Genomic DNA, 21,923 nt, shown 5'->3' with positions numbered 1-21,923 from the left:
GGGGCGCTCGGGGCGGCAGGCGGGGCGAAACCGGGTACGGACCGGGGCCGCCGGATGGCTAGGATGAACAAGCCCCGGCGTCCGCCCGCGCGGCGGTCACCCGGTCCGGCACTCCTTGTCACCTTCCGTGACCACTGCTGTCACCTCACCATTGGAGCATCCGAGGATGGCCCGACACCTCATCACCAGTGCGCTGCCGTACATCAACGGGATCAAGCACCTGGGGAACATGGTGGGCTCGATGCTCCCCGCCGATGTCTACGCCCGCTACCTGCGGCAGCGCGGCCACGAGGTGCTCTACATCTGCGCCACCGACGAGCACGGCACCCCCGCCGAGCTGGCCGCCAAGGACGCCGGACTGCCGGTGGACGAGTTCTGCGCCCGCCAGCACGACGCCCAGAAGGCCGTCTACGACGGCTTCGAGCTGCACTTCGACCACTTCGGCCGGACCTCCTCGCGGCAGAACGTCGAGATCACCCAGCACATCGCCCGCAAGCTGCACGAGAACGGCTTCATCGAGGAGCGCACCACCCGCCAGGTCTACTCGCTGGCCGACGGCCGCTTCCTGCCCGACCGCTACATCATCGGCACCTGTCCGCACTGCGGCTACGAGGCGGCCCGCGGCGACCAGTGCGAGAACTGCACCCGGGTGCTGGACCCCACCGACCTGCTGGACGCCCGCTCCGCGGTCAGCGGCTCCACCGAGCTGGAGGTGCGGGAGACCAAGCACCTGTTCCTGCTCCAGTCCCGCCTCCAGGGCGAGGTGGAGCAGTTCGTTGACGAGCACGGCAAGGAATGGCCCACGCTGGCCTCCTCCATCGCCCGCAAGTGGCTCACCGAGGGCCTGCACGACCGGTCCATCACCCGCGATCTCACCTGGGGCGTGCCCGTGCCGGCCGACACCTGGCCGGAGCTCGCCGAGGACGGCAAGGTCTTCTACGTCTGGTTCGACGCCCCGATCGGCTACATCGGAGCCACCAAGGAGTGGGCGGACGCCGCGCCCGAGGGCGAGGAGCGCGACTGGCGCTCCTGGTGGTACGACGTGGCCGGGACCGTCCGCTACACCCAGTTCATGGCCAAGGACAATGTCCCGTTCCACACCGTGATGTTCCCGGCCACCCAGCTCGGCACCCGGGAGCCGTGGAAGAAGGTCGACTTCGTCAAGGCGTTCAACTGGCTGACCTACTACGGCGGCAAGTTCTCCACCTCGCAGAACCGCGGCATCTTCACCGACGCCGCGCTCGGCCTGCTGCCCGCGGACTACTGGCGCTACTTCCTGATGGCGGGCGCCCCGGAGTCGGACGACTCCTCGTTCTCCTGGGAGCTGTTCGCCTCGGTGGTCAACAAGGACCTGGCCGACACCCTGGGCAACTTCGTCAACCGGGTGCTGTCCTTCTCCCGCAAGCGGTTCGGCGAGCAGGTCCCGGCCGGGCACGCCGCGGGCGAGCCGGAGCGGAAGCTCGGCGAGGAGATCGCCCGGCTGCTGGCCGAGTACGAGGAGCATCTGGAGGCGCTCCAGTTCCGCAAGGCCGCCGCGGCGCTGCGCGCGCTGTGGAGCGCGGGCAACTCCTATCTGGAGGAGAAGGCGCCCTGGCTGGAGATCAAGCAGGACCAGGACGCCGCCGCGCTGACGCTGCGCACCGCGATGAACCTGATCCATCTGTACGCGGTGGTCTCCGAGCCGTTCATCCCGGCCGCGGCCCGGGCCATGCGGGGCACCTTCGCGCTCGGGGACGACACCCGCCGCTGGGTCACCGCGGCCGAGGCCCGCGCCCTGGACGCGCTCCCGGCGGGTACGCCGTTCACCGTGCCGCCGGTGCTGTTCGCCAAGATCACCGAAGAGGACCTGGACACCTACCGCGACCGCTTCGGCGCCGAAAACGCCTGACCACCACCGCTGCCGCCCCGGCCCGGCCCCCGGCCGGGACGGGACGGTCCAGCGGGTCCGGTGCGTTCAGCGGGTTCAGCGGGTTCAGTGGGGGACGGCGATTCCGCGCTGGATGGTGGCGGCGAGCTCTGCGGCCATGGCCTTGATGGTCTCCAGGCCCTGGCGGCCCCAGGGCCGCGGCTCCTGGTCGACCACGCAGACGGTGCCCAGCGCGATGCCCGAGGGGTCCAGCAGCGGGGCGCCCAGATAGGAGCGGATGCCCAGCTCGTCCACGACCGGGTTGCCGGCGAACCGCGGGTAGTCGCAGACGTCCTCCAGCACCAGGGCCTTCTTCCGCACCACCACATGCGGGCAGTAGCCGTGGTCCCGGTCCATCATCCGGTCCATCCCGCCCGCCGGCTCGTTCGGGCCCAGCTCCACCGCCTGCTCGCTGCCGGTGGCGTACAGCCCGGCGAAATACTGGTGGTCCTCCCCCACCAAATTCACCACCGCGAACGGCGCGCCGGTCAGCTCGGCCAGCCTGCGGGCGAACGCGTCGAACTCGGCCACCGGACGGTCGCCCAGCCCCAGCTCCCGGAAACGCATCATCCGGGCCGGGGCGTCGCGGTCCTCAGGAGTAAGCAGCAGGTGACTCGTGGGGTCGTACGACGTCGCCATAGGGGCTCCTCGTGTTGATCAGGTGCTGGACAAGGGTGATGAGGACCTGCGTCCCGGAGGCGGCCTGGCGGGCGTCGCACAGCACCACCGGCACCTCGGGACTGAGGTCGATCGCCGCCCGCACCTCTTCGGGCGTGTAACGGTACGCGTTGTCGAACTCGTTCACCGCCACAATGAAATCGATTCCCCGGCGCTCGAAGAAATCGACCGCCGAGAAACAGTCCGCAAGCCGACGGGTATCGGCCAGCACGACGGCGCCCAGGGCTCCCTCGCACAGCTCGTTCCACATGAACCAGAAGCGCTCCTGGCCCGGCGTGCCGAAGAGATAGAGCACATGCTGCTCGCTGAGGGTGATCCGCCCGAAGTCCATCGCCACGGTGGTGGTGCGCTTGTTCTCCACCCCGTCCAGGCTGTCGTGGGCGGCGCTCACCTGGGTGAGCAGTTCCTCGGTGCTCAGCGGCTCGATCTCGCTGACCGCGCCGACAAAAGTCGTCTTGCCGACGCCGAACCCGCCCGCGATCAGGATCTTGACTGCCGTGGGGAACGGGTCAGAGCCGCTTGCGGAGTCCATGCAGCACCGCCTCCAACAGGTCTCGGTCGGTGGAGTCGTGACGCGGCACCACCGGTTCCCGGGTGGTCACGGCTCCGGAGTCGACCAGGTCGGACAGGAGAACTTTCGTCACCGCCGCGGGCATCCTGATGTGGGCGGCGATCTCGGCCACCGTGATCGGCGTGGTGCACAGCCCCAGCACTTCGCTGTGGTCGGGGCCCAGATGGTTGTGGGACCGCCCCCGGCCGGTGGCCATGACCAGGGTCAGCAGATCGAAGGCGGCGGTGGGCCGGGTCCGGCCGTTGCTGACCGTGTACGGCCGCACCAGCCGCCCGGCTCGGTCGTCCAGATAAGGGTCTTCCCGCTCCGGATCCCGCACCGGTCACTGTCCCGCGTGCTGCCGCGCCGGCGTCATCAGCGCCGGTCGCACGCTCTTGACCAGCATGGCCATCTCGTAGCCGAGCACCGCGGCGTCCGCGTCCCGGCCCGCCAGCACGGCCAGGCAGGCGCCCTGCCCGGCGGTCGAGACAAACAGCAGCGTGGCGTCCAGTTCCACCACCACCTGCCGCACATCGCCGCCGTCGCCGAACCGGGCTCCGGCGCTCCGGGCCAGCGAGTACAGGCCGGAGGCCAGCGCGGCCAGGTGGTCCGCGGCGTCGATGTCCAGTCCGTGGGCGGCCTTCACCAGCCCGTCGCTGGACAGCAGGAGCGCGCTGCGGGTGTGCGGGACCCGTTGCACAAGGCCGGACAGCAGCCAGGAAAGGTCCGTGGTCTGGCCGAGGGGCGCTTCACTCACCATGGTCGCCTAAGTCTCCTCAAGGGCTGAGTCTGAGGGTGCGCGGCTACGCGGCTGGCGATGTAGCCGGGGGTTCGGGGCGGGCCGCGGCCGTGACGGTGGCGGCGGCCCGCCTCTGGTGCACGCTCGGGGCTAGCGGTCTGGGCTGGGGTTCTGCATAGCGGGTCGTTACCGTTCTTCCGAATCGTTGGCGAGGTTGGCGCCGCGCCGGAAGGCGGCCATCAGACCGGGATCGTGACCGAATTCCCGGTCGTCCTGGGCGGGGGAACGGGACTGCGGTTCGTCCCGCAACTGCGGTGCCAGGTGCTCCTGACGGCGGCGGCGCGGGAGTTCGGGGCGGCGGTCGGCCCCCTGGTCGCCGAGCGGGGGGATCACGCCGAGCGGCATGGTGGCCGGGCCCTGTGCCGCCGGATGTCCGCGTTCCTGGGCCCGCTCCTGGGTCCGGCCGAGTTCCCCGGGCCGGGGCTCGGGCCGGGGGTCCGGCTGGGCCTTGGGCTGCGGCTGGGGCGGGGGCCGGTGGGCTTCCGGCCGGGCGTGGCCGTGCTGCCCGGCGGTGCCGCGGCCGACCCGGCCGACCGGGTCCACCGGGGCGGGCGGCCCGGCCGCCGCGGGGCCGGCCAGATCCGGCCGGCTGTGCTCGGCCGGCTCTATCGCCTCCCGCCGCGGCTGCGGCAGCGGGTGCCCGGACGCGGCCGGGGCGGGAGCGGCGGCCGGGGCGGGAGCCGGGGCCGGGGCGGCGGTCACCGCGCCGGCCGGCTGCCGGCCCCCGGAGCGCTCGCCGGCGGACTCGCCCAGCAGTTCCCGCGGCACCACCAGCACCGCCTGGGTGCCGCCGTAGATGTTGCTCTGGAGCTGCACCACGATGTTGTGGCGCTGGGCGAGGGAGGCCACCACGAACAGGCCGATGCGGCCGTCCCGGAGCAGCTCGCCCACCTCGATCCGCTCGGCGCCGGAGAGCAGCGCGTTCATCCGCTTCTGCTCGGCGGCGCTCATGCCCAGCCCGCGGTCCTCCACCTCGACCGCCAGACCGGCGGTGACGTACTGGGCGCGCATCAGCACCTGGGTCTGCGGCGCGGAGTAGGCGGTGGCGTTCTCCACCAGCTCGGCGAGCAGATGGATGACGTCGGCCACGGCGTGGCCGCGCAGCGTGCCCTCGACCGGCGGCACCAGCTTGACCCTGGAGTACTGCTCCACCTCGGCGATGGCGGAGCGCAGCACCTCGGTCATGCCGACCGGGCGGGTCCACTGCCGGCGGGCCACCGCGCCGCCCAGCACGGCCAGGTTCTCGGCGTGCCGGCGGATCCGGGTGGCCAGGTGGTCGACATTGAACAGGCCCTTGAGCAGGTCCGGGTCCTCGACCTCGTTCTCCAGCTCGTCCAGATACTCGATGGCCCGGTGCACCAGCGACTGGAGGCGGCGGGCGAGGTTGACGAAGACCTCGACCTTCTCGTCGCTGCCGCTGACGCTGCCGCGCACCAGATGCGCGGCCTCGGCCACCGCCGCCTGGGCCGCGTACTGGGCGCAGGCGATCTCCCGGGCCAGCTGCTCCATGGCGTCGCCGTCCGGGTCGGGCGGCGGCGGGGCGTGCTCCGGCGGGCGGATGCGCTCGCCCCGCTCCACCCGCCGGAGCAGGGAGTGCAGTTCCCCGCGGCCCCGGGCGGCCTGGCGGCGCAGCGCGGCGTAGCGGGCGGCCTGGGCCCGGCTCTCGCCGGTGGCGCCGTAGGCGGCACCGGCCACGATCAGGCAGACCAGCAGCAGAGCACCGCCGAGCACGGTCCACAGCGCCGGGGAGTAGTTGCCCGGTCCGTCGTGCACCCGCAGCAGATAGGTGACGACCGCGGTGCAGACCGCGGAGACCAGAAGCGACGGGACCACCGCCAGGCGGAGCACGCGCCGCCGCGCTTCGCCTTCGCCCTCGGCGAGACGGGCCGAGGCCCGGCCGTGGTGGCGTTCGGCGGAACGCGGGGCGGAGCCGGTGGGAGCGGGCCGTGAACCACCGGGAGCGGGGCGTCCGCTTCCGGCGCTCGCCGCGTAACTCTGCGGTTCGGGCATCGGCGTCCTCGGAGTGTGTCGTCAGCTCACGCGGTTCAACTGTGGGTCGGCAGCGGGCGATCGGCGAACAGGTGGTATCCGCCCGGAAGTTGGGCGGGCACCGGGCGCGCCGGTACGGGCGGCGGGGTGAAGGTACTGCGTGCCCGGCCACGCTAGCCGCCAACATCGCGCGGGATGGCGTGAGTTCCGGGATTCGCCACCCCTCGCCAGCTCCCGACGAGTGAAAAGTTCGGTTGTTCGTTTGATCGTTCCGGGGGATCATAACGCCCCCCGGAACCAACCGGGTTCGCCGTTCCGGACCGCAAGACGGGCCATGAAACGACTTTCCCGGGCAATTCCCGAGGGACGGACCAGGAACGTCCGCGAACGCACGCTACCCTTCCGCACGCCCGTACCGGAGCTTTTCCGGAGCTTCCCATAGCGCCCTCACCGGCGCCACACCGCACACCGCTCCCGCCCACAACTGGCGCACGCGGCAGGCACAGCGGTGACCCAGGACACACACACCGTCACCGGCCCGGACCGTCCAGGCCGGACACCCGCACGGTGACATTCAGCCGGCCGGCCAGGCCCAGCGCGGCCGGGGCGGTCCCCGGCCGGGTGCGCGGCACGCCGTGGTAGGCCAGCCGGGACGGACCGCCGAACACGAAGGCGTCCCCGCTGCGCAGCTCCACATCCGTCCACGGGCGGGAGCGGCCGGCGGTATTGCCGAACCGGAAGACACAGGCGTCCCCCAGGCTGAAGGAAACCACCGGGGCGGCGGAGCGCTCGTCGCCGTCCCGGTGCATCCCCATCCGCGCCCCCGGCGGATAGAAGTTCACCAGCCCGATGTCATAGGCGTATTTCCCGGCTTCCCCGGCCGCCCCGGCCTCCCCGGCTTCCCCGGCTTCCCCGGCTTCCTCCGCGGCGTACCCGGCCGCTGCCGCGGTCCGACGGGCCCACTCCCCCAGCCAGGCCGGAAACGGCTTCACCGGCGCCCCGTCGCCGTCCACCACGGTCCGCGCATAGCCGTAGGGATACCAGTGCAGGCCCACACAGACCTGCCGCACGGACATCACGCCGCCCGGGGTGCGCACGGTGCGCAGTCCGGCCGGCGGGCGGGACCACACGCGGCAGGCGGCCAGCAGTTCCCGCTGCCGCCCCGGGCCGAGCCGGCCGGGCAGATGCACCGCGCCGGGTGCCACCGTCACCGGCTCCCGGACATCTTCGATCGGAAACAGTTCACCTTCCGGACCCTGCACGCCCTCCATGCGGTCATCATCACACCCTCATCCGTGCATGTCTTGGCGTAGGGTGGCCCTCCCGCCCGTCGGCGCGGACGCCGGCGGCAGTGTCGTCCGGAGGTCCAGTGACGCAGCAGCAGTCCGCCGAGCCGCTTCTCACCAATGTCCGCAATTTCCGCGATCTGGGCGGCCTGCCGACCACCGACGGCCACCGGATCCGCACCGGGCGGCTTTTCCGCAGCGGTCACCTCGCCCATGCCACCGAGGAGGACCAGCGGTTTCTGTCGGAGCTGCGACTGCACACCATCTTCGATTTCCGCAATTCCGCGGACCGGGCGGTGGACGGCCTCGACGTGGAACTGCCCGGTGTGCGGAACGTGAATCTGCCGCTCAGCGATCCGGCGGACGGCGCCGAGTTCTGGCGCATGGTGCGGCACGGCGATCTGTCCCAGTTGCGGGAATCCCTGGGCGACGGCCGGGCCGCGGCCCGGATGACGGCCTCCTACCGGATGCTGATCAGCGCCCGTACCGCCGAGTACGGGCAGGTGCTGCGCACCCTGGCGGACGGCGCCATGCCGGCGCTGCTGCACTGCGCCGCCGGCAAGGACCGGGCCGGCCTGACCGTGGCCGTGGTGCTGCTGGCGGTGGGGGTGGAGCGGGACGCCATCGTCACCGACTATCTGCTCTCGGGCGATGCCCAGCGCCGCTACCGGTTCCGGCGGGCCGCCTCGGAGCGGACCGAGGACGCCGCCGCCACGGCGGAGATCACCGAGCTGCTGGCGCCGCTGTTCGATGCCCGGGCGGAGTACCTCCAGGCCGCCTTCGACGAGATCGAGCAGGAGTGGAGCGGCACCGAGAACTATCTCTCCCGCGGCCTGGGCCTGACCGCCCCGGACCGCGAGCGGCTGCGCGCCTCGCTGCTCGGCGCCTCCGCCTGACCGTCCGCCCGACCGTCCACGCCCACCCTCTCCGGGCCGCACCGCGCGGGCGGCCGGCGGCCCGGCGCCTCCAGGAGCCGTGACCCAGCATGTCCGCCGTGCCCGACGCGCCGTGGTGGCGCAGTGCCGTCATCTACCAGATCTACATACGCAGCTTCGCGGACGGAAACGGCGACGGTGTCGGGGACATCGCCGGTATCCGGCAGCGGCTGCCGTATCTGCGCGGGCTGGGCGCGGACGCGCTGTGGATCACCCCCTGGTACCCCTCCCCCATGGCCGACCACGGCTACGACGTGGCCGACTACCGGGACATCGACCCGGTGTACGGCACGCTCCGGGAGGCGGAGGAGCTGATCGAGGAGGCGCACCGGCTGGGGCTGCGCATCATCCCGGACATCGTGCCCAACCACACCTCCGACCGCCACGAGTGGTTCCGCGCGGCGCTGGCTGCCGGGCCCGGCAGCCGGGAACGCGCCCGCTACCACTTCCGGCCGGGGCGCGGCCCCGGCGGCGCGCTGCCGCCCAACAACTGGGCGTCGGTGTTCGGCGGCCCGGCCTGGACCCGGGTCGCCGAGGCGGACGGCCGCCCCGGCGAGTGGTATCTCCATCTCTTCGCCCCGGGGCAGCCCGACCTCAACTGGGACCATCCCGAGGTGGCCGCCGAGTTCGCCTCGGTGCTGCGGTTCTGGTTCGAGCGCGGCGTGGACGGCTTCCGGGTGGACGTGGCCCACGGCCTGGCCAAGGACGGCCGGCTGCCGGACTTCGCCGAGGACCATCCGGTGGCGCCCCGGGCCCACCCCGGCCATCCGCACTGGGACCGGGACGAGGTGCAGCGCGTGTACCGGGAATGGCGGAAGCTGGCCGAGGAGTTCCCGGGCGATCGCATGTTCGTCGCCGAGGCGTCGCTGCGCTCCCCGGCCCGGCTGGCCCGCTATGTGGCCCCCGGCGGGCTGCACACCGCCTTCAACTTCGACTTCATGCTGAGCCGGTGGGAGCCGCGGCGGCTGCGGGAGGTCGTCTCCGGCACCCTGGCGGAGCTGTCCGCGGTGGGGGCACCGGCCACCTGGGTGCTGTCCAACCACGATGTGCTGCGGGCGGCCAGCAGACTGGGCCGCCCGCAGACCCGGGACTGGGTGCTGACCCGCTCCCCGACCGACGCCCCGCTCGACCTGGAGCTGGGCCTGCGGCGGGCCCGGGCCGCCGCGCTGCTGATGCTGGCGCTGCCCGGCGGGGCCTACCTCTACCAGGGCGAGGAGCTCGGCCTGGCGGAGGTGGAGGACCTGCCCGAGGAGGTCCTCCAGGACCCGGTGTGGGAACGCTCCGGGCGGACCGTGCGGGGACGCGACGGCTGCCGGGTGCCGATGCCCTGGTCCGGGCAGGAGCCGCCGTTCGGCTTCTCCCCGCCGGGCGCCTGCGCACCGCCGTGGCTGCCGCAGCCCCCGGCCTGGAAGGACCTGACCGTGGCCGCGCAGAGCGGGGACCCGGCGTCCATGCTGGAGCTGTACCGGCGGGCGCTGCGGCTGCGCCGCGCCCATCCGGCGCTGGGCGAGGGCGACGGCCCGGCGCTGGAATGGCTGCCGTCCGCGCCGGAGGTGCTGGCCTTCGCACGCCGGCCCGGCTTCCGCTGCGCGGTGAACCTCTCCGGCCGGCCGCAGCCGCTGCCACCGCACCGCGAGGTGCTGCTGGCCAGCGGCCCGCTGGACGGCGGCGGTCTGCCGCCGGACACCGCCGCCTGGCTCACCGCCCCGTGAGACCCGCGTCCCCGGCGGCCCGCCCAGGCCGGCGGCCGGGGCCGGCCCTCCGCCTTGCCGGGGGCACCTCCAGGGCCCGCGGGGCTTCGGGGCGCACCGCACCGGACGCCGCGGGCCCGACCGGCGCCGGGTGCCGGACCGGGCCTAGTGGCGGCGGGTGATGATGAAGTCGGCGAGGGCGGTGAAGCGGCGGCGGACCGCGGGCGGGATGTCCAGGCCGTCCAGGGCGTGCACCGCGGCGTCGCGCCGCCGGCGGGCCTCGTCGGCGGTCCACCGCCGCCCCCCGGCCTCCTCGATCAGCGCCGCGCGGGTGGCGAACTCGGCCTCGTCGAAGTCCTGGAACTCCTCGGCCGGCTTCTTGGCGTCGGCGGTGAGCAGCGCGGCCAGCCGCTCCGCGGCCGGGTTCTCCGCCGCCAGGGCGGCGACCACCGGCAGCGACTTCTTGCGGCGACGCAGATCGCTCCAGGTCTGCTTGCCGGTGCTGGCCGGGTCGCCCCAGACGCCCAGCAGGTCGTCCACGGCCTGGAAGGCCAGGCCCAGATGGTGCCCGTAGGACTCCAGGCCGTCGGCGGTGCGGTCGTCGGCGCCGCCCAGCACCGCGCCGATGGAGGCCGAGCAGGCCAGCAGGGCGCCGGTCTTGTTGCCCTCCATCTCCAGGCACTCGGCGACGGTGACCCGCTCCCGGCTCTCGAAGGTGATGTCCTGGGCCTGGCCGTCGATCAGCGCCCGGCTGGCGTTGGCCAGCCGGCGGGCGGCCCTGGCCATGGCGCTGCCGGGCGCGGAGCCGTCCAGCACGGTGTCCAGGGCCAGCGCGAACAGGGCGTCGCCGACCAGGATCGCCTGGGCGGGGCCGTGCACCTTCCAGACCGTGTCCCGGTGGCGGCGCTGCTCGTCGCCGTCCATCAGGTCGTCGTGCAGCAGCGAGAAGTTGTGCACCAGCTCCACGGCCACCGCGCCGGGCACCCCGGCCTCCGCCGGGGCTCCGGCGGCCTCGGCGGAGAGGATGGCCAGCGCCGGGCGGACCGCCTTGCCGCCGTCGCCGTCGGCCGGGCGGCCGGTGGCGTCGATCCAGCCGAAGTGGTAGGCGGCGACGGTGTTCATGGGCGCGGCCAGCTTGCCGACGGCGGTGCGCAGGGCGGGCGTGGTGAGCGCCCGGCCGCGCTCCAGCAGCGCCAGTACCTCAGCGGTGGTGTCGGTCGCGGTCACGGGTGCTCCTCATGGGGTACGGGCGGCGCGCCGGCCGCCGGGTCCTGCGCGGCGTCGCCGCCGTGGGCCGGGAGGTGCTCACCGGGCAGCCGCACCGGCCCGCCCGGGGTCTCCGCCGCCCGGCCGCCGGAGACCGCCCCGGCCGCGGCCAGGCCGCTGCGGACCGCGCTCTCCATGGTCGCGGGCCACCCGGTGGCGGTCCACGCGCCGGCCAGGCACAGGCCCGGGGCCCGGGTGCGGGGCCCGGGCCGCAGCCGGTTCACCCCGGGCTGCGGGGCGAAGGTCGCGGTGCGTTCCCGGGTGACGAAGAAGTCCCGCACCACGGCCTTCCCGGCGGGCGGCAGCAGCCGCTCCAGCTCCGGCAGATAGCGGGCGCGCAGCTCGGCCACGGGCAGGTCGATCTCGTCCCGGGCCGCCGACTGGGAGAGCGCCAGATACTGCCCGCCGCCGGTCAGTCCGGCGGGGCGGGTGCGGTCGAAGACCCACTGCACCGGGGTGCCCAGCGCGGCGAAGAAGGGCCGCCGCAGCACCGGCCGGTCGTAGACCACATGGACATTGAGGATCGGCGCGGTGCCGATCCGCAGCAGCCGGCCGGGGTCGGGCAGCGCCCCGGGCGGCAGCAGCCCGTGGGTCTCCCGCTGCGGCACGGCCAGGATCACGCTGTCCGCGGTCAGCTCGGCCAGCCGGCCGTCTGCGTCGCGCACCGCGGCCCGCCAGCCGGTGCCGCCCTCGCCGGCCGGCCGCACCGCCCTGGCCCGGGTGCGCAGCCGGACCCGGACCCCGGCCCGCTCCAGGGCGGCGCCGGCCCGGGTGTGATGCAGCTCGCCCAGCGGCACGGCGGGCAGCCCGATGTCGGCGGCGGCCGGGTCGGTGAGCAGCCCGGTGCGGAACACCATCACGGCCAGGGCCAGCGAGACGTCCTCGGCGCGGGCGTTCAGGGTGGCCACCCCGACCAGGTCCCACAGCGCCGCCAGACAGCGCCCGTTCTGGCCGTGGCGGCGCAGCCAGTCGCCGAACGACCGGCCGTCCAGGGCCGGGTCGTGCGGGTCCAGCCGGCGCAGCGCGAGGGCGGCCAGGGCGGTCCTGGCCCGTTCCCCGGCGGACAGATGGGGGTAGCCGGCCAGCGCCCCGGCGAGATGCAGCGGGGCGGGCAGGCCGGTGCGGCGCAGGCTGCCGAGCCGGCCGCGGGCGGCGTCCAGCACCGGCACGTCCAGCCGGCGCTGCACGGGGGCCAGCGCGGCGGCGCCGATCCGGTCCAGGAACCAGCGGTAGGCGGTGCAGCAGCGCAGATAGACATGCTGGCCGTTGTCCACGGTGAGCCGGCCGGCGGGTGAGTCGCGGCGGAAGGAGGAGGCCAGCCCGCCGAGCCGGGAGCGGCTCTCCAGCAGGGTGACCCGGTGGCCGCGGTCGGCCAGCGACAGCGCCGCGCTCACCCCGGCCAGCCCGCCGCCGATCACCAGCGCGGACCGCCCGGCGGTCATGCCGGGCCTCCGGGGGCGGCCGGCCGGGCGGTGGCGCGGGCCACCGACCGGGCCTCCCAGCCGCTCAGGCCGCGCACCGCGACCAGGGCCTTCTGGGCGGCGGGGAGCGAGACCCGGCCGCGCAGCACGGCCCGCGGGTCGGCGTCGATCAGGTCCAGCATCCGGTGGTAGATCCCGGCCATGGCGGCCACGCAGGCACCGGAGCGGCGGTCCAGCAGCGGCAGCAGCCGGAAGCCCTCGGCGAACAGCCTGCGGGCGCGGCGCACCTGGAAGCGGACCAGCCCTTCGAAGTCCGAGCCGGGTTGCGGCTCCGGGCGCCCGAAGCCCTCGGTGCAGCCGTATGCGCGCAGTTCCTCGCCGGGCAGGTAGCTGCGTCCGTCGGCGGCGTCCTCGCGCAGGTCGCGCAGGATGTTGGTGAGCTGGAGGGCCAGGCCCAGGGTGTCGGCGTACTCGGCGGCGCGGGCGGAGTCCCGGGCGCCGGGCCGGCTGCCGAAGACCCCCAGCGAGAGGCGGCCGATGGCCCCGGCCACGCAGCGGCAGTAGCCGCGCAGCTCCTCCCAGGTCTCGTAGGCGGTGCCGCGCACATCCATCAGCACCCCGTCGATGAGCTCGTCCAGGCCGGCCATGGGGATGGGGAAGCGGCGGGCGGCATGGCCCAGGGCGACGGCCACCGGGTCGGTGGCGTCCTCACCGATCTCGCCGTGCCGGATGCGGTCCAGCAGGCCCCGCGCCTCCTTCAGCCGCAGCTCCTTGACGTCCGGTTCCAGGGTGCCGTCGCCGATGTCGTCGATCCGCCGGGAGAAGGCGTAGAGCGCGGACATGGCCTGGCGTTTGGCGGCGGGCAGCAGCCGGATGCCGTAGGCGAAGTTGCGGGCCTGGCCGGCGGTGACGGCGTCGCAGTAGCGGTAGGCCGCGGCGAGCGCTGGGGTCAGCCGTGGGCTCTGGGTCACGGGTGGGAGCTCACATTCTCGTCGCGTGGTGCCGCAGGGTGGCGGCGGTGGCGGTCAGCAGGCCGGTCCGGCCGGCCGTGGGGGCCTGGGCCAGCACGTCGAAGCGGGCCTTGTGGATGGCCCGCAGCGCCGCCCGGCCGCCGCCGACGAAACCGGCCAGCAGCAGCCGGAGCCGTCCGTGCACACTGCCCACGAGCGGCGCGCCCTCGTCGAGCAGCCTACGCGCCCGGTCGGCCTGGACGGCGACCAGGGCGCGCACCGAGGCGCCCGCGGTGGGCGCGGCCAGGTCCGCCTCGCCGACCCGGAACCGCTCCATGTCGTCGGCGGGCAGGTAGATCCGGCCGCGGGCCAGGTCCTGGGCGGTGTCCTGGAGATGCTCGATGATCTGGAGGGCGGTGCAGACCGCGTCGGAGCGGCGCACCCGCTCGGGGGTGGTGGTCCCGGTGACGGCCAGCACCAGCCGGCCCACCGGGTTGGCGGACAGCTCGCAGTAGCCGAGCAGCTGGGCGAAGTCCCGGTAGCGGTGGACCCGCTGGTCCTGGCGGTTGGCCTCGATCAGGGCGCGGAACGGCTCGGGGCTCAGCGCGGACCGGCGCACGGCGGGCACCAGCGCGGCCGGCAGCGGGTGGCGGGGGCCCTCCGCGGCGGCGCCGCGGGCCGCGGCGAAGGCCCGGTCCAGATCGGCCTCGGCGGCGTCCAGCAGGGCGAGCCGGTCACCGCGGTCCGGCTCCGGGACGCCGAGCAGCCCGGCGTCGGCGCCGCCGGGCGCCAGGTCGCCGTCGCCGATGTCGTCGATCAGCCGGGCACAGCCGTAGACGGCGATCAGGTCCTGGCGCCAGGCCCGGGGCAGGAATCCCGGGGCGACCGGGAAGTTCTCCCGCGCCGCCTTGGCCAGGGTGGCGCGGACGGCGTCCTGGTCCGCCGGTGGCGCTGCCCCCGCAGCGGTGATGGTCATACCTTCATTTCTACCTTGCCGGGTGACCGGCGCCGGATCCGGACACGCGCGGTACGGCCCCGCCCACCGCGGGAGCGGGGCCGTACCGCGGCCGGGGCCGGGCGCCGGTCAGCGGCCGGTCTCCTCCTCGTACGCCTTGAGCACCAGGTCGGTGGGGCCGTCCATGACCAGTTCGCCGCTCTCCAGCCACAGCACCCGGTCACAGGTCTGCCGGATCGAGCGGTTGTTGTGGCTCACCAGGAACACCGTGCCGGCCTGCTCCCGCAGTTCCCGGATGCGGGCCTCGGAGCGGCGCTGGAACTTCTTGTCGCCGGTGGCCAGCGCCTCGTCGATCATCAGCACATCGTGGTCCTTGGCGGCGGCGATGGAGAACCGCAGCCGGGCGGACATGCCGGAGGAGTAGGTCCGCATCGGCATGTTGATGAAGTCGCCCTTGTCGTTGATCCCGGAGAACTCCACGATCTGCGGATAGCGCCCCTTGATCTGCTCCCGGGTCATGCCCATGGCCAGCCCGCCCAGGACGACGTTGCGCTCCCCGGTCAGGTCGTTCATCAGGGCGGCGTTGACGCCCAGCAGGGACGGCTGGCCATTGGTGTAGACCCGGCCCCGCTCGGGCGGCAGCAGCCCGGCGATGGTGCGCAGCAGGGTGGACTTGCCGGAGCCGTTGGAGCCGATCAGGCCGATGGCCTCGCCCCGGTAGGCGATGAAGCTGACCCCGCGCACCGCGTGCACCTCGGTGACCTTGGGGCGGCGTTCCCGGCGCACCATGCGGCGCAGCGCGGCGGCGGCATTGCCCTTGGGCCCGGCGCCCCAGACCCGGTAGACCACATGCACATCGTCCGCGATCACGGTCGGCACGCGCGGCTCGCCGGCCGGCTCCCGCCCGTCCGCCGGCTCCGTGCCGGTGCCCGGGGAGCCGGCGCGCCCGGCGGTGTCGTTTCGCTCAGCCACGGCCGTACCGCTCCTCCGCCTTCCAGAAGTACACGAAGCCGCCGACCCCTATCACCAGGGCCCAGCCGACCGCGAGCAGCCAGAACCAGCCCGGCAGGCTCTGGTGGGCGGGTCCGCTGATCAGCGACTGGCGCATCACCTCCATGTAGACGGAGGCGGGGTTGCTCATCAACAGGTTCGCCAGCCACTCCGGGCCGTTCGCCCGTTCGATGACCATGTAGTGGAGCGGGAACATCACCCCGGAGGCGTACATCCAGGTGCGCAGCACAAAGGGCATGAGCTGGGCGAGGTCCGGGGTGGCGCTGCCCCAGCGGGCGAAGATCAGGGCCAGGCCGGCGTTGAAGAGGAACTGGAGGGCCAGCGCCGGGACGATCAGCAGCCAGCTCCAGGTCGGGTAGTGCCCGAAGCCCACCAGCACGGCGGCGATCACGATCATCGAGTAGAGCAACTGCTGGAGCTGCTGGAGCGAGAAGGCGACGGGCAGCGAGGCCCGGGGGAAGTGCAGGGCCCGGACCAGGCCGATGTTGCCCGAGATCGACTTCACCCCGGCGAGCACCGAGGACTGGGTGAAGGTGAACACGAAGACGCCGATGACCAGGAAGGGGATGTACTCCGGCATCTCCATGTTGCCCCGGCCGCCGAGCAGCAGGCCGAAGATCAGGAAGTAGACGAAGGCGTTCAGCAGGGGGGTGAACACCTGCCAGAGCTGGCCCAGCTTCGCCTGGCTGTACTGCGCGGTCAGCTTGGCCTGGGAGAACGCCAGGATGAAATGCCTGCGCCCCCAGAGCTGCCGGAGATAGTCGGGAAGCGACGGCCGGGCACCGCTGACCGTCAGGCCGTGGCGGGCCGCCAGCTCCGCGGCGCTGAGATCTCGGTCGGGCGCGGGGCCCGGGGAACCGGCGGTCGTCCGCTGGTGCGTTGTCTCGCTCACCTTGAAACTTTCGTCCTCTTCGGCCACGTCACAGGGCACAGCTGCCGCGCCGGCACGAGCGGGCCCCCCACCGGGTGCCCGGTCACGTTCCGGCCACAGGATGGTGTCAGACCCGAGCCTGTCAGACCACCGGGGGGCGTCCCAGACGGGTCAGTCGCCACACGGTACGCCAGCTCATCGGGTGCCGGGGACCGCACGGAGTGCGCCAGCCCTCCGCGAAACCGCCCAGCCAGGCCCTCAGCGCGGGCCCGGACGGCCGCCGGGCCAGCGTGATGGCCAGCCACACCAGAAGATAGACCGGGATCAGCGGCAGCGGCAGATTCCGGCGGGAAAGCCAGACCCGGTTCCTGGCCAGCATCCGGTGGTAGAGCGCGTGCCGGGCGGCGGGCGAGGTCGTCGGATGGTGCAGCACCAGATCGCCCCGGTAGTCGATGGACCAGCCGGCGTCCAGCGCCCGCCAGGCCAGGTCGGTCTCCTCATGGGCGTAGAAGAAGCGGTCCGGCAACGGGCCGACCTGCTGGAACACCTGGCTGCGGACGGCGTTGGCGCCGCCCAGGAAGGTGGTCACCCGGGAGGAGCGCGCCGGGTCCGAGGCGCGCAGCCGCGGCACATGGCGCCGGGCGGTGGTCCCGGTCTCGGGATCGGTGATGCGGAAGCTGATGATGCCGAGCCGCGGATCGGCCTCGAACGCCTGCCGCACCCGCTGCACGGTCTCCCGGTCGGGCAGATGGCCGTCGTCGTCCAGGAACAGCAGCACGTCCACCTCGCCGCCGCCCGGCCCGAACGCCTCGATGCCGACGTTCCGGCCGCCGGGGATGCCGAGATTCTCGGGCAGTTCCACGGTGCGCACCCAGGACGGCAGACCGGGGAGTTCGGTGCCGTTGCCGACCACCACGACCTGGACCGGGTCCCCCTCCTGGGCCGCCACGGACTGAAGCAGCCGGCCGAGTTCGGCCGGACGGTCCCCCATGGTGATGATCACCGCGCCGACGCTGAGCTGTGCCGCGGCCACCGTGCTCACCTCAGCCTGCTGGACGCCAGGATGGACACCAGATGCAGCGCCGTCTGCACGACCGCGATCGCCGCCAGCACCGCCACCCCGAGCCGGGTGAAGAAGAGCGGGGAGGTCCCTCCGGCGAGCCGGTCCAAGGCGGCCACGGCGAGGATGAGCAGGGACGCCTCCACGCCGCCGACCAGCCGGTGGAACTTCAGCGCGGCGGCGGCCCGGCGGGCCAGCGCCAGCCCGGAGGAACGCGGCGTGGCGGACTCCTCCCCGGCCGCCGCCAGGCCGCCGCGCAGCCGGGCCACGTCCACCAGGTCGGTCTCCGCCTTGATCAGGACGGCGCCCAGCGCGGCCACCGTGCCCAGAAAGGCCCACAGCCACTGCGGACCGCCCCCGTCGGAGCCGAAGACATCGGCGGCGCGCAGGCCGAAGCCCGCCAGCAGCGCCGCCTCGGCCAGATAGTGGCCGATCCGGTCCAGGTAGACGCCGGTGACGGAGGTCTCGCCGCGCCAGCGGGCCACCTCCCCGTCCACGCAGTCCAGCAGCAGATAGAGCTGGATCAGCAGGGCGGCGGCCAGCGCGCCGGGCACCCCGGGCAGCAGCAGCACCGCGCCCGCGGCCATTCCGGCCAGCACCATCAGTCCGGTGAGCTGGTTGGGGCTGAGCCGGCCGTTCACCAGATGCCGGGTCCAGCGCAGGGAGATCTCCCGCATGTACAGCCGGCCGGCCCAGTGTTCGCCGCTGCGCCGGTCCTTGATCCCCTGGGGATGGACGACGGGGCGGAGCTCAGCAACCGATGGCTTTGACGGTGTCGACATAGTCTGCGTACGCGTTCCTGATCTGTTCGGTGGTCAGGTTCAGGTGTTCGAGGATGGTGTAGCGGCCGGGCCGGGTCCGGGGGGCGAACTCCACGGCCCGGAGGAACTCCTCCTCGGTGAAACCCATGTCGCCGGGCAGCACCGGCAGCCGGTGGCGGCGCAGCGAGGCCGCGATCAGCGGGGTCTGCGGGGAGCCGCGCAGATGCATGGCGAAGGCCGCGCCGAGGCCGCACTGTTCGCCGTGCGGCGCCCGGCGGCGCGGGTAGAGCAGGTCCAGCGCGTGGTTGATCTCATGGCAGGCCCCGGAGGCCGGCCGGCTGTCGCCGGCGATGGACATGGCGATGCCGGTGAGCACCAGCCCTTCGGCGAGCACCGTCAGGAAGTCGTCGTCCCCGGTGCAGCCGGGGTGGCGCAGCACGGCCTCGCCGGCCTGGCGGGCCATGGCCGCGGCCAGGCCGTCGATGGGCTCGCCGGTGACCCGGTGCGACAGCTCCCAGTCCGCCACCGCCGAGAGATTGGAGATGGTGTCGCCGATGCCGGAGCGGACATAGCGGGACGGGGCCCGGCGGATCACCGCCAGGTCGATCACCACGGCGATCGGGGTGGGCACCCCGTAGGATCCGCGGCCGGCGTCGTTGTCCAGGGTGGCCACCGGCGAGCACAGGCCGTCGTGCGAGAGATTGGTGGCGACCGCCACCATGGGCAGGCCGACCCGCGCGGCTGCGAACTTGGCACAGTCGATGATCCGGCCGCCGCCGAGCCCCACCAGGGCGTCGTAGTGGCCGCGCCGGACCCGGCCGGCCAGCCGTACCGCGTCGTCCAGGGTGCCGCCGCCGACCTGGAACCAGTCGGCGCCGGGGAGTTCGGGCGCGAGCCGCTCGCGCAGCGCACGCCCCGATCCCTCGCTCACGGCCACCGCGAACGTGCCGGTCGGGGCGATGCGCTGATCGGCCAGCAGCGCCGCGAGGCCGTCCAGGGCGCCGCTGCGGATGTCCACCGTGACCGGGGACGGGATCAGACGGGTCAGTACCGGCACGCGATCTCCCGGCCCCGGGCGAGATCCTCGTGGTTGTCGATCTCGACCCACGGCACCTCGCCGATCGGGGCGGTGTCGATGCGGAAGCCCCGGTCCACCAGTTCCTGGTAGCCGTCCTCGTAGTAGAGGCCGGGGTCGCGCTCGAAGGTGGTGCGCAGCGCGTCGGCGAGATCGGCGGCGGCCCCGGGCTCGATCAGCGTGACGCCGATGTACTCACCGCCGGCTTCGGCCGGGTCCATCAGCTTGGTTATCCGGCGTACCCCGGCGGCCGGGTCGCTGACCACCTTCATCTCCTCGTCGGCCAGCTTCTTGACGGTGTCCAGGGCGAGGATGATGCGGCGGTCGCCGCCGCGGGCGGCCAGCAGGGCGCGCTCCACCGAGGCCGGGTGCACGGTGTCGCCGTTGGCCAGGATCACCCCTTCGCCCAGCACCTGGCGGGCGCACCACAGGGAGTAGGCGTTGTTCCACTCCTCGGCCTTGTCGTTCTCAATCAGGGTGAGCTTCACGCCGTGCCGGCGCTCCAGCAGCGACCGGCGCTCCCGCACCGCCTCCTGGCGGTAGCCGACCACCACGGCGGCCTCGGTCAGTCCGATCGCGGCGAAATTGGCGAGGGTGAGATCGAGCACGGTGACGGGCCGGCCGTCCCGCTCCCGGGCGAGGGGCACCAGGGCCTTGGGCAGGGTGTCGGTGTAGGGGCGCAGCCGCCGTCCGGCTCCAGCCGCCAGTACCAGGCCGATCATGCGGGCTCTCCTGACTCGTCGTGTGCAAGGCGCGCCCCGCCCGGCCGGCCGGAGCTCCAGTAACGGATGCTCCCGGTGAGCCAGAGGGCCGCCAGCGCTCCGGCCAGGAGCGCCAGGGTGACGGTGAACGCCGTCGCGGACGCGCAGAGCGCGGCGAGCACGACCACGAGGATGCGGCCCTCGTGTCCGCCGGAGGCCCATCCCAGCCGGGCGGGGGGCGGTGCCGCGTCGTTCCGCGGGCGATACACGGTGTCGTAGTGATGGTAGGCGCAGGCGGCCACCAGCCCGAAACCAGCGGGCAAGGTTCCGTTCATCGCAATGTCGGTCTGCGGGCCGTTTCCGGCGCCGGAGGCCAGGATCAGCACGGTGCCGTACTCGGCGGCCCGGAACATCGGGGGCAGCAGCCAGTCCAGCGGACCGGTCAGCGGGGCGGCCACCGCCCGTCCCGCGCACAGCGCGTAGCCGGCCGCGGCCAGGGCGGTCCACCAGGTGCCGGCGGTGGCCGGGAGCAGCAGCGCGGCGGTCAGCAGGGCCGTGCCGGCCGCGGCCCACAGCGGTGCGGCGTACCGGGCGGCGGGCCGGGGCCACCGCGCCGCCGCCGCCGCGAGCACCCCGCCGTCCGTCAGCGCCGCCAGCCGCCGGGCGGCGGCGGCCGGTGCCGCGGGGCCGCCGGAACCGCGGCCCGGCCAGGAGCGCAGCAGCCGGCCGGCGGTGGTGTACCCGGCGGCGGCCCCGCCGGCGATCAGCAGCACGGTCAGGGTGACGCGCGGGGTGGTGAGCGCGGTGAGCACCGCCAGCAGGGCCCAGCGCTCGCCGATCGGGAGCACCACGATGCGGCGCGCCCAGACCGTCCAGCCCGCCCGGTCCAGGCGGCCGGAGAGCGCCGCGGCCGGGCCGCCGCCGGTGGCCGCGGCGGCGAAGGCGGAGTCCAGCAGATGGCGGCAGGTCTGGAGGATCATGGCGGCCAGCGCCAGCGCCCATACCTGGTCCCCGTCGCCGCCGCGGGCCGCGCCCAGCGCCAGCCCGGCGTAGAAGGCGTACTCCTTGGCCCGGTCGAACACCGCGTCCAGCCAGCCGCCGAGCGGGGAGTAGGCCAGGTCGTAGCGGGCGAGCTGGCCGTCGGCACAGTCCAGTACGAAGGAGCCGAGCAGCAGCAGCGCGGCGGCGGCGTAGCCGGGGCGGGTGCCGGTGGCGGCGCAGCCCGCCGCGGCCAGCGCGACGACCAGCGAGGCGGTGGTGACCTGGTTCGGCGTCAGCCCCCGGCGGGAGCACCAGCGGGCCAGATGGCGGGAGTAGGGGCTGACGAAGAAGGTGGTGAAGAAGCCGTCCCGGGCCTTCACGGCGGAGCGCAGCCGGACCGCCTCGCCGTCCACGGCGGCCACCGCGGCGGTGGCCGCCGCCCGCTCGGGTCCGCCTTCCGGCACCCGCGCCACCAGCGGACCGAGCGGCGGCCGGTGCACGGCCGTGCCGTCCGCCGCGAGCCGGCCGGCGAGCCGGTCCGGCAGCAGCGGGCAGCCCGCGGCCAGCGCCCGTTCCAGCGCCGGACGGCCGGCCGGCTGCACGCCCAGCGCGCCGGGGACCGCGGCGGCCGGGAAGCGCGGATCGGCCAGGGCCAGGCGCAGGCTGTGGGTGTGGCCGACGAAGCGGGGGTCGACCACGGCCACCCGTTCCCCGGCGGGCAGGTCCGCCAGTACGGCGAGCGGGGGTTCACCGTCCGGGCGGCGTACGGTGAAGCCCAGGCGGCGGAGTTCCTCCTCCAGAGGTGAACCCGCGACGGGCTGGCCGGTCAGCATGGCGGTCGACAGCGTCACCCACTCCTCGGCGGTCTGCACGGTGATGGGCCCGGAAGCGCCCGCCCCCGCGCGGCACATCCCGGGCCTGTGGCCGCTGGCCGAGACTAGCGGATGGGTGGCCGTCTCTTCACCGTCCGTTCATCACGGACCGTTCCGCCGGGCCGCCCGGGCGCAGCCGGCCGCCGGGGCGTCCCGCGGGGGCAT

Annotated in this window: 20 protein-coding genes; 3 read left to right on the top strand and 17 right to left on the bottom strand. The window is 74.1% G+C overall.

Features of this window, described 5'->3' with window-relative positions:
* Positions 1 to 166: 166 nt before the first annotated feature.
* Complete coding sequence (gene metG, locus BM242_RS09120; RefSeq protein ID WP_093838178.1) at positions 167 to 1,888, top strand: methionine--tRNA ligase; 1,722 nt, start codon at positions 167 to 169, stop codon at positions 1,886 to 1,888.
* 84 nt (positions 1,889 to 1,972) lie between these two features.
* Here the strand turns inward: metG and BM242_RS09115 are convergent, their stop codons facing one another.
* From BM242_RS09115 to BM242_RS09090, 6 genes are all read right to left on the bottom strand, one after another.
* Entirely contained in the window at positions 1,973 to 2,545 is a 573-nt protein-coding gene (locus BM242_RS09115) for a GAF domain-containing protein (protein WP_093838177.1), read from the bottom strand.
* Complete coding sequence (locus BM242_RS09110) at positions 2,499 to 3,116, bottom strand: GTP-binding protein (protein ID WP_093838176.1); 618 nt, start codon at positions 3,114 to 3,116, stop codon at positions 2,499 to 2,501. Before BM242_RS09110 ends, BM242_RS09115 begins: the two co-directional genes overlap by 47 nt.
* The gene (locus BM242_RS09105) at positions 3,094 to 3,474 is read right to left on the bottom strand and encodes a DUF742 domain-containing protein (RefSeq protein WP_093838175.1); all 381 of its coding nucleotides are present in this window, start codon (positions 3,472 to 3,474) and stop codon (positions 3,094 to 3,096) included. Before BM242_RS09105 ends, BM242_RS09110 begins: the two co-directional genes overlap by 23 nt.
* A gap of 3 nt (positions 3,475 to 3,477) precedes the next feature.
* Positions 3,478 to 3,894 carry a roadblock/LC7 domain-containing protein gene (locus BM242_RS09100; protein ID WP_093838174.1) on the bottom strand — a complete coding sequence of 139 codons (417 nt, stop codon included), beginning with the start codon at positions 3,892 to 3,894 and terminating at the stop codon, positions 3,478 to 3,480.
* A 165-nt stretch (positions 3,895 to 4,059) separates the two neighbouring features.
* Positions 4,060 to 5,943: a sensor histidine kinase gene (locus BM242_RS09095; protein ID WP_107365102.1), complete on the bottom strand. Its 1,884-nt coding sequence runs from the start codon at positions 5,941 to 5,943 to the stop codon at positions 4,060 to 4,062.
* 509 nt (positions 5,944 to 6,452) lie between these two features.
* Positions 6,453 to 7,193, bottom strand: coding sequence for an alpha-ketoglutarate-dependent dioxygenase AlkB family protein (locus BM242_RS09090; protein ID WP_093838173.1), 741 nt, complete (start codon positions 7,191 to 7,193; stop codon positions 6,453 to 6,455).
* Between the two features lie 98 nt (positions 7,194 to 7,291).
* Between BM242_RS09090 and BM242_RS09085 the strand changes: the two genes are divergently transcribed.
* Complete coding sequence (locus tag BM242_RS09085; protein ID WP_093838172.1) at positions 7,292 to 8,104, top strand: tyrosine-protein phosphatase; 813 nt, start codon at positions 7,292 to 7,294, stop codon at positions 8,102 to 8,104.
* An 89-nt stretch (positions 8,105 to 8,193) separates the two neighbouring features.
* Complete coding sequence (locus BM242_RS09080) at positions 8,194 to 9,855, top strand: glycoside hydrolase family 13 protein (protein ID WP_093838171.1); 1,662 nt, start codon at positions 8,194 to 8,196, stop codon at positions 9,853 to 9,855.
* Between the two features lie 144 nt (positions 9,856 to 9,999).
* On the opposite strand, the gene BM242_RS09075 is transcribed toward BM242_RS09080, so the two are convergent.
* The 11 genes from BM242_RS09075 to BM242_RS09025 all read right to left on the bottom strand — a co-directional run bounded on the left by BM242_RS09075 (position 10,000) and on the right by BM242_RS09025 (position 21,731).
* Positions 10,000 to 11,061 carry a polyprenyl synthetase family protein gene (locus BM242_RS09075; RefSeq protein WP_245833927.1) on the bottom strand — a complete coding sequence of 354 codons (1,062 nt, stop codon included), beginning with the start codon at positions 11,059 to 11,061 and terminating at the stop codon, positions 10,000 to 10,002.
* On the bottom strand, positions 11,058 to 12,542 hold the full coding sequence (gene hpnE / locus BM242_RS09070; RefSeq protein ID WP_107365101.1) for a hydroxysqualene dehydroxylase HpnE: 1,485 nt from the start codon (positions 12,540 to 12,542) through the stop codon (positions 11,058 to 11,060). Before hpnE ends, BM242_RS09075 begins: the two co-directional genes overlap by 4 nt.
* Complete coding sequence (hpnD, locus tag BM242_RS09065; protein WP_245833926.1) at positions 12,539 to 13,492, bottom strand: presqualene diphosphate synthase HpnD; 954 nt, start codon at positions 13,490 to 13,492, stop codon at positions 12,539 to 12,541. The genes hpnE and hpnD overlap by 4 nt, the downstream gene beginning before the upstream one ends.
* Before the next feature lie 10 nt (positions 13,493 to 13,502).
* The gene (gene hpnC / locus BM242_RS09060) at positions 13,503 to 14,447 is read right to left on the bottom strand and encodes a squalene synthase HpnC (RefSeq protein WP_093838170.1); all 945 of its coding nucleotides are present in this window, start codon (positions 14,445 to 14,447) and stop codon (positions 13,503 to 13,505) included.
* A gap of 108 nt (positions 14,448 to 14,555) precedes the next feature.
* Complete coding sequence (locus BM242_RS09055; RefSeq protein WP_093838169.1) at positions 14,556 to 15,398, bottom strand: ABC transporter ATP-binding protein; 843 nt, start codon at positions 15,396 to 15,398, stop codon at positions 14,556 to 14,558.
* Positions 15,391 to 16,329, bottom strand: a complete 939-nt coding sequence (locus tag BM242_RS09050; protein ID WP_093838283.1) for an ABC transporter permease — start codon at positions 16,327 to 16,329, stop codon at positions 15,391 to 15,393. Before BM242_RS09050 ends, BM242_RS09055 begins: the two co-directional genes overlap by 8 nt.
* A gap of 121 nt (positions 16,330 to 16,450) precedes the next feature.
* Positions 16,451 to 17,299, bottom strand: coding sequence for a glycosyltransferase family 2 protein (locus BM242_RS09045; protein WP_093838282.1), 849 nt, complete (start codon positions 17,297 to 17,299; stop codon positions 16,451 to 16,453).
* 47 nt (positions 17,300 to 17,346) lie between these two features.
* The gene (locus BM242_RS09040; protein WP_093838168.1) at positions 17,347 to 18,150 is read right to left on the bottom strand and encodes a CDP-alcohol phosphatidyltransferase family protein; all 804 of its coding nucleotides are present in this window, start codon (positions 18,148 to 18,150) and stop codon (positions 17,347 to 17,349) included.
* A complete protein-coding gene (locus tag BM242_RS09035) occupies positions 18,119 to 19,186 on the bottom strand; it encodes an iron-containing alcohol dehydrogenase family protein (RefSeq protein WP_093838167.1) in 1,068 nt (355 codons plus the stop codon). Before BM242_RS09035 ends, BM242_RS09040 begins: the two co-directional genes overlap by 32 nt.
* Positions 19,174 to 19,926, bottom strand: a complete 753-nt coding sequence (locus BM242_RS09030; RefSeq protein WP_093838166.1) for a phosphocholine cytidylyltransferase family protein — start codon at positions 19,924 to 19,926, stop codon at positions 19,174 to 19,176. Before BM242_RS09030 ends, BM242_RS09035 begins: the two co-directional genes overlap by 13 nt.
* Entirely contained in the window at positions 19,923 to 21,731 is a 1,809-nt protein-coding gene (locus BM242_RS09025) for a DUF5941 domain-containing protein (RefSeq protein ID WP_093838281.1), read from the bottom strand. Before BM242_RS09025 ends, BM242_RS09030 begins: the two co-directional genes overlap by 4 nt.
* Positions 21,732 to 21,923 lie beyond the last annotated feature (192 nt).

Source organism: Streptomyces aidingensis, assembly GCF_900112355.1.
GTDB classification, from domain to species: Bacteria; Actinomycetota; Actinomycetes; order Streptomycetales; family Streptomycetaceae; genus Streptomyces; species Streptomyces aidingensis.
This window is presented reverse-complemented; position numbering and strand designations above follow the sequence as displayed.

Bases quoted from the DNA above. Each gene is read 5' to 3' on its own strand.
- metG (WP_093838178.1), top strand. From the start codon at position 167: ATGGCCCGACACCTCATCACCAGTGCGCTGCCGTACATCAACGGGATC.
- BM242_RS09115 (WP_093838177.1), bottom strand. From the start codon at position 2,545: ATGGCGACGTCGTACGACCCCACGAGTCACCTGCTGCTTACTCCTGAG.
- BM242_RS09110 (WP_093838176.1), bottom strand. From the start codon at position 3,116: ATGGACTCCGCAAGCGGCTCTGACCCGTTCCCCACGGCAGTCAAGATC.
- BM242_RS09100 (WP_093838174.1), bottom strand. From the start codon at position 3,894: ATGGTGAGTGAAGCGCCCCTCGGCCAGACCACGGACCTTTCCTGGCTG.
- BM242_RS09095 (WP_107365102.1), bottom strand. From the start codon at position 5,943: ATGCCCGAACCGCAGAGTTACGCGGCGAGCGCCGGAAGCGGACGCCCC.
- BM242_RS09090 (WP_093838173.1), bottom strand. From the start codon at position 7,193: ATGGAGGGCGTGCAGGGTCCGGAAGGTGAACTGTTTCCGATCGAAGAT.
- BM242_RS09080 (WP_093838171.1), top strand. From the start codon at position 8,194: ATGTCCGCCGTGCCCGACGCGCCGTGGTGGCGCAGTGCCGTCATCTAC.
- hpnE (WP_107365101.1), bottom strand. From the start codon at position 12,542: ATGACCGCCGGGCGGTCCGCGCTGGTGATCGGCGGCGGGCTGGCCGGG.
- hpnC (WP_093838170.1), bottom strand. From the start codon at position 14,447: ATGACCATCACCGCTGCGGGGGCAGCGCCACCGGCGGACCAGGACGCC.
- BM242_RS09045 (WP_093838282.1), bottom strand. From the start codon at position 17,299: ATGGGGGACCGTCCGGCCGAACTCGGCCGGCTGCTTCAGTCCGTGGCG.
- BM242_RS09040 (WP_093838168.1), bottom strand. From the start codon at position 18,150: ATGTCGACACCGTCAAAGCCATCGGTTGCTGAGCTCCGCCCCGTCGTC.
- BM242_RS09030 (WP_093838166.1), bottom strand. From the start codon at position 19,926: ATGATCGGCCTGGTACTGGCGGCTGGAGCCGGACGGCGGCTGCGCCCC.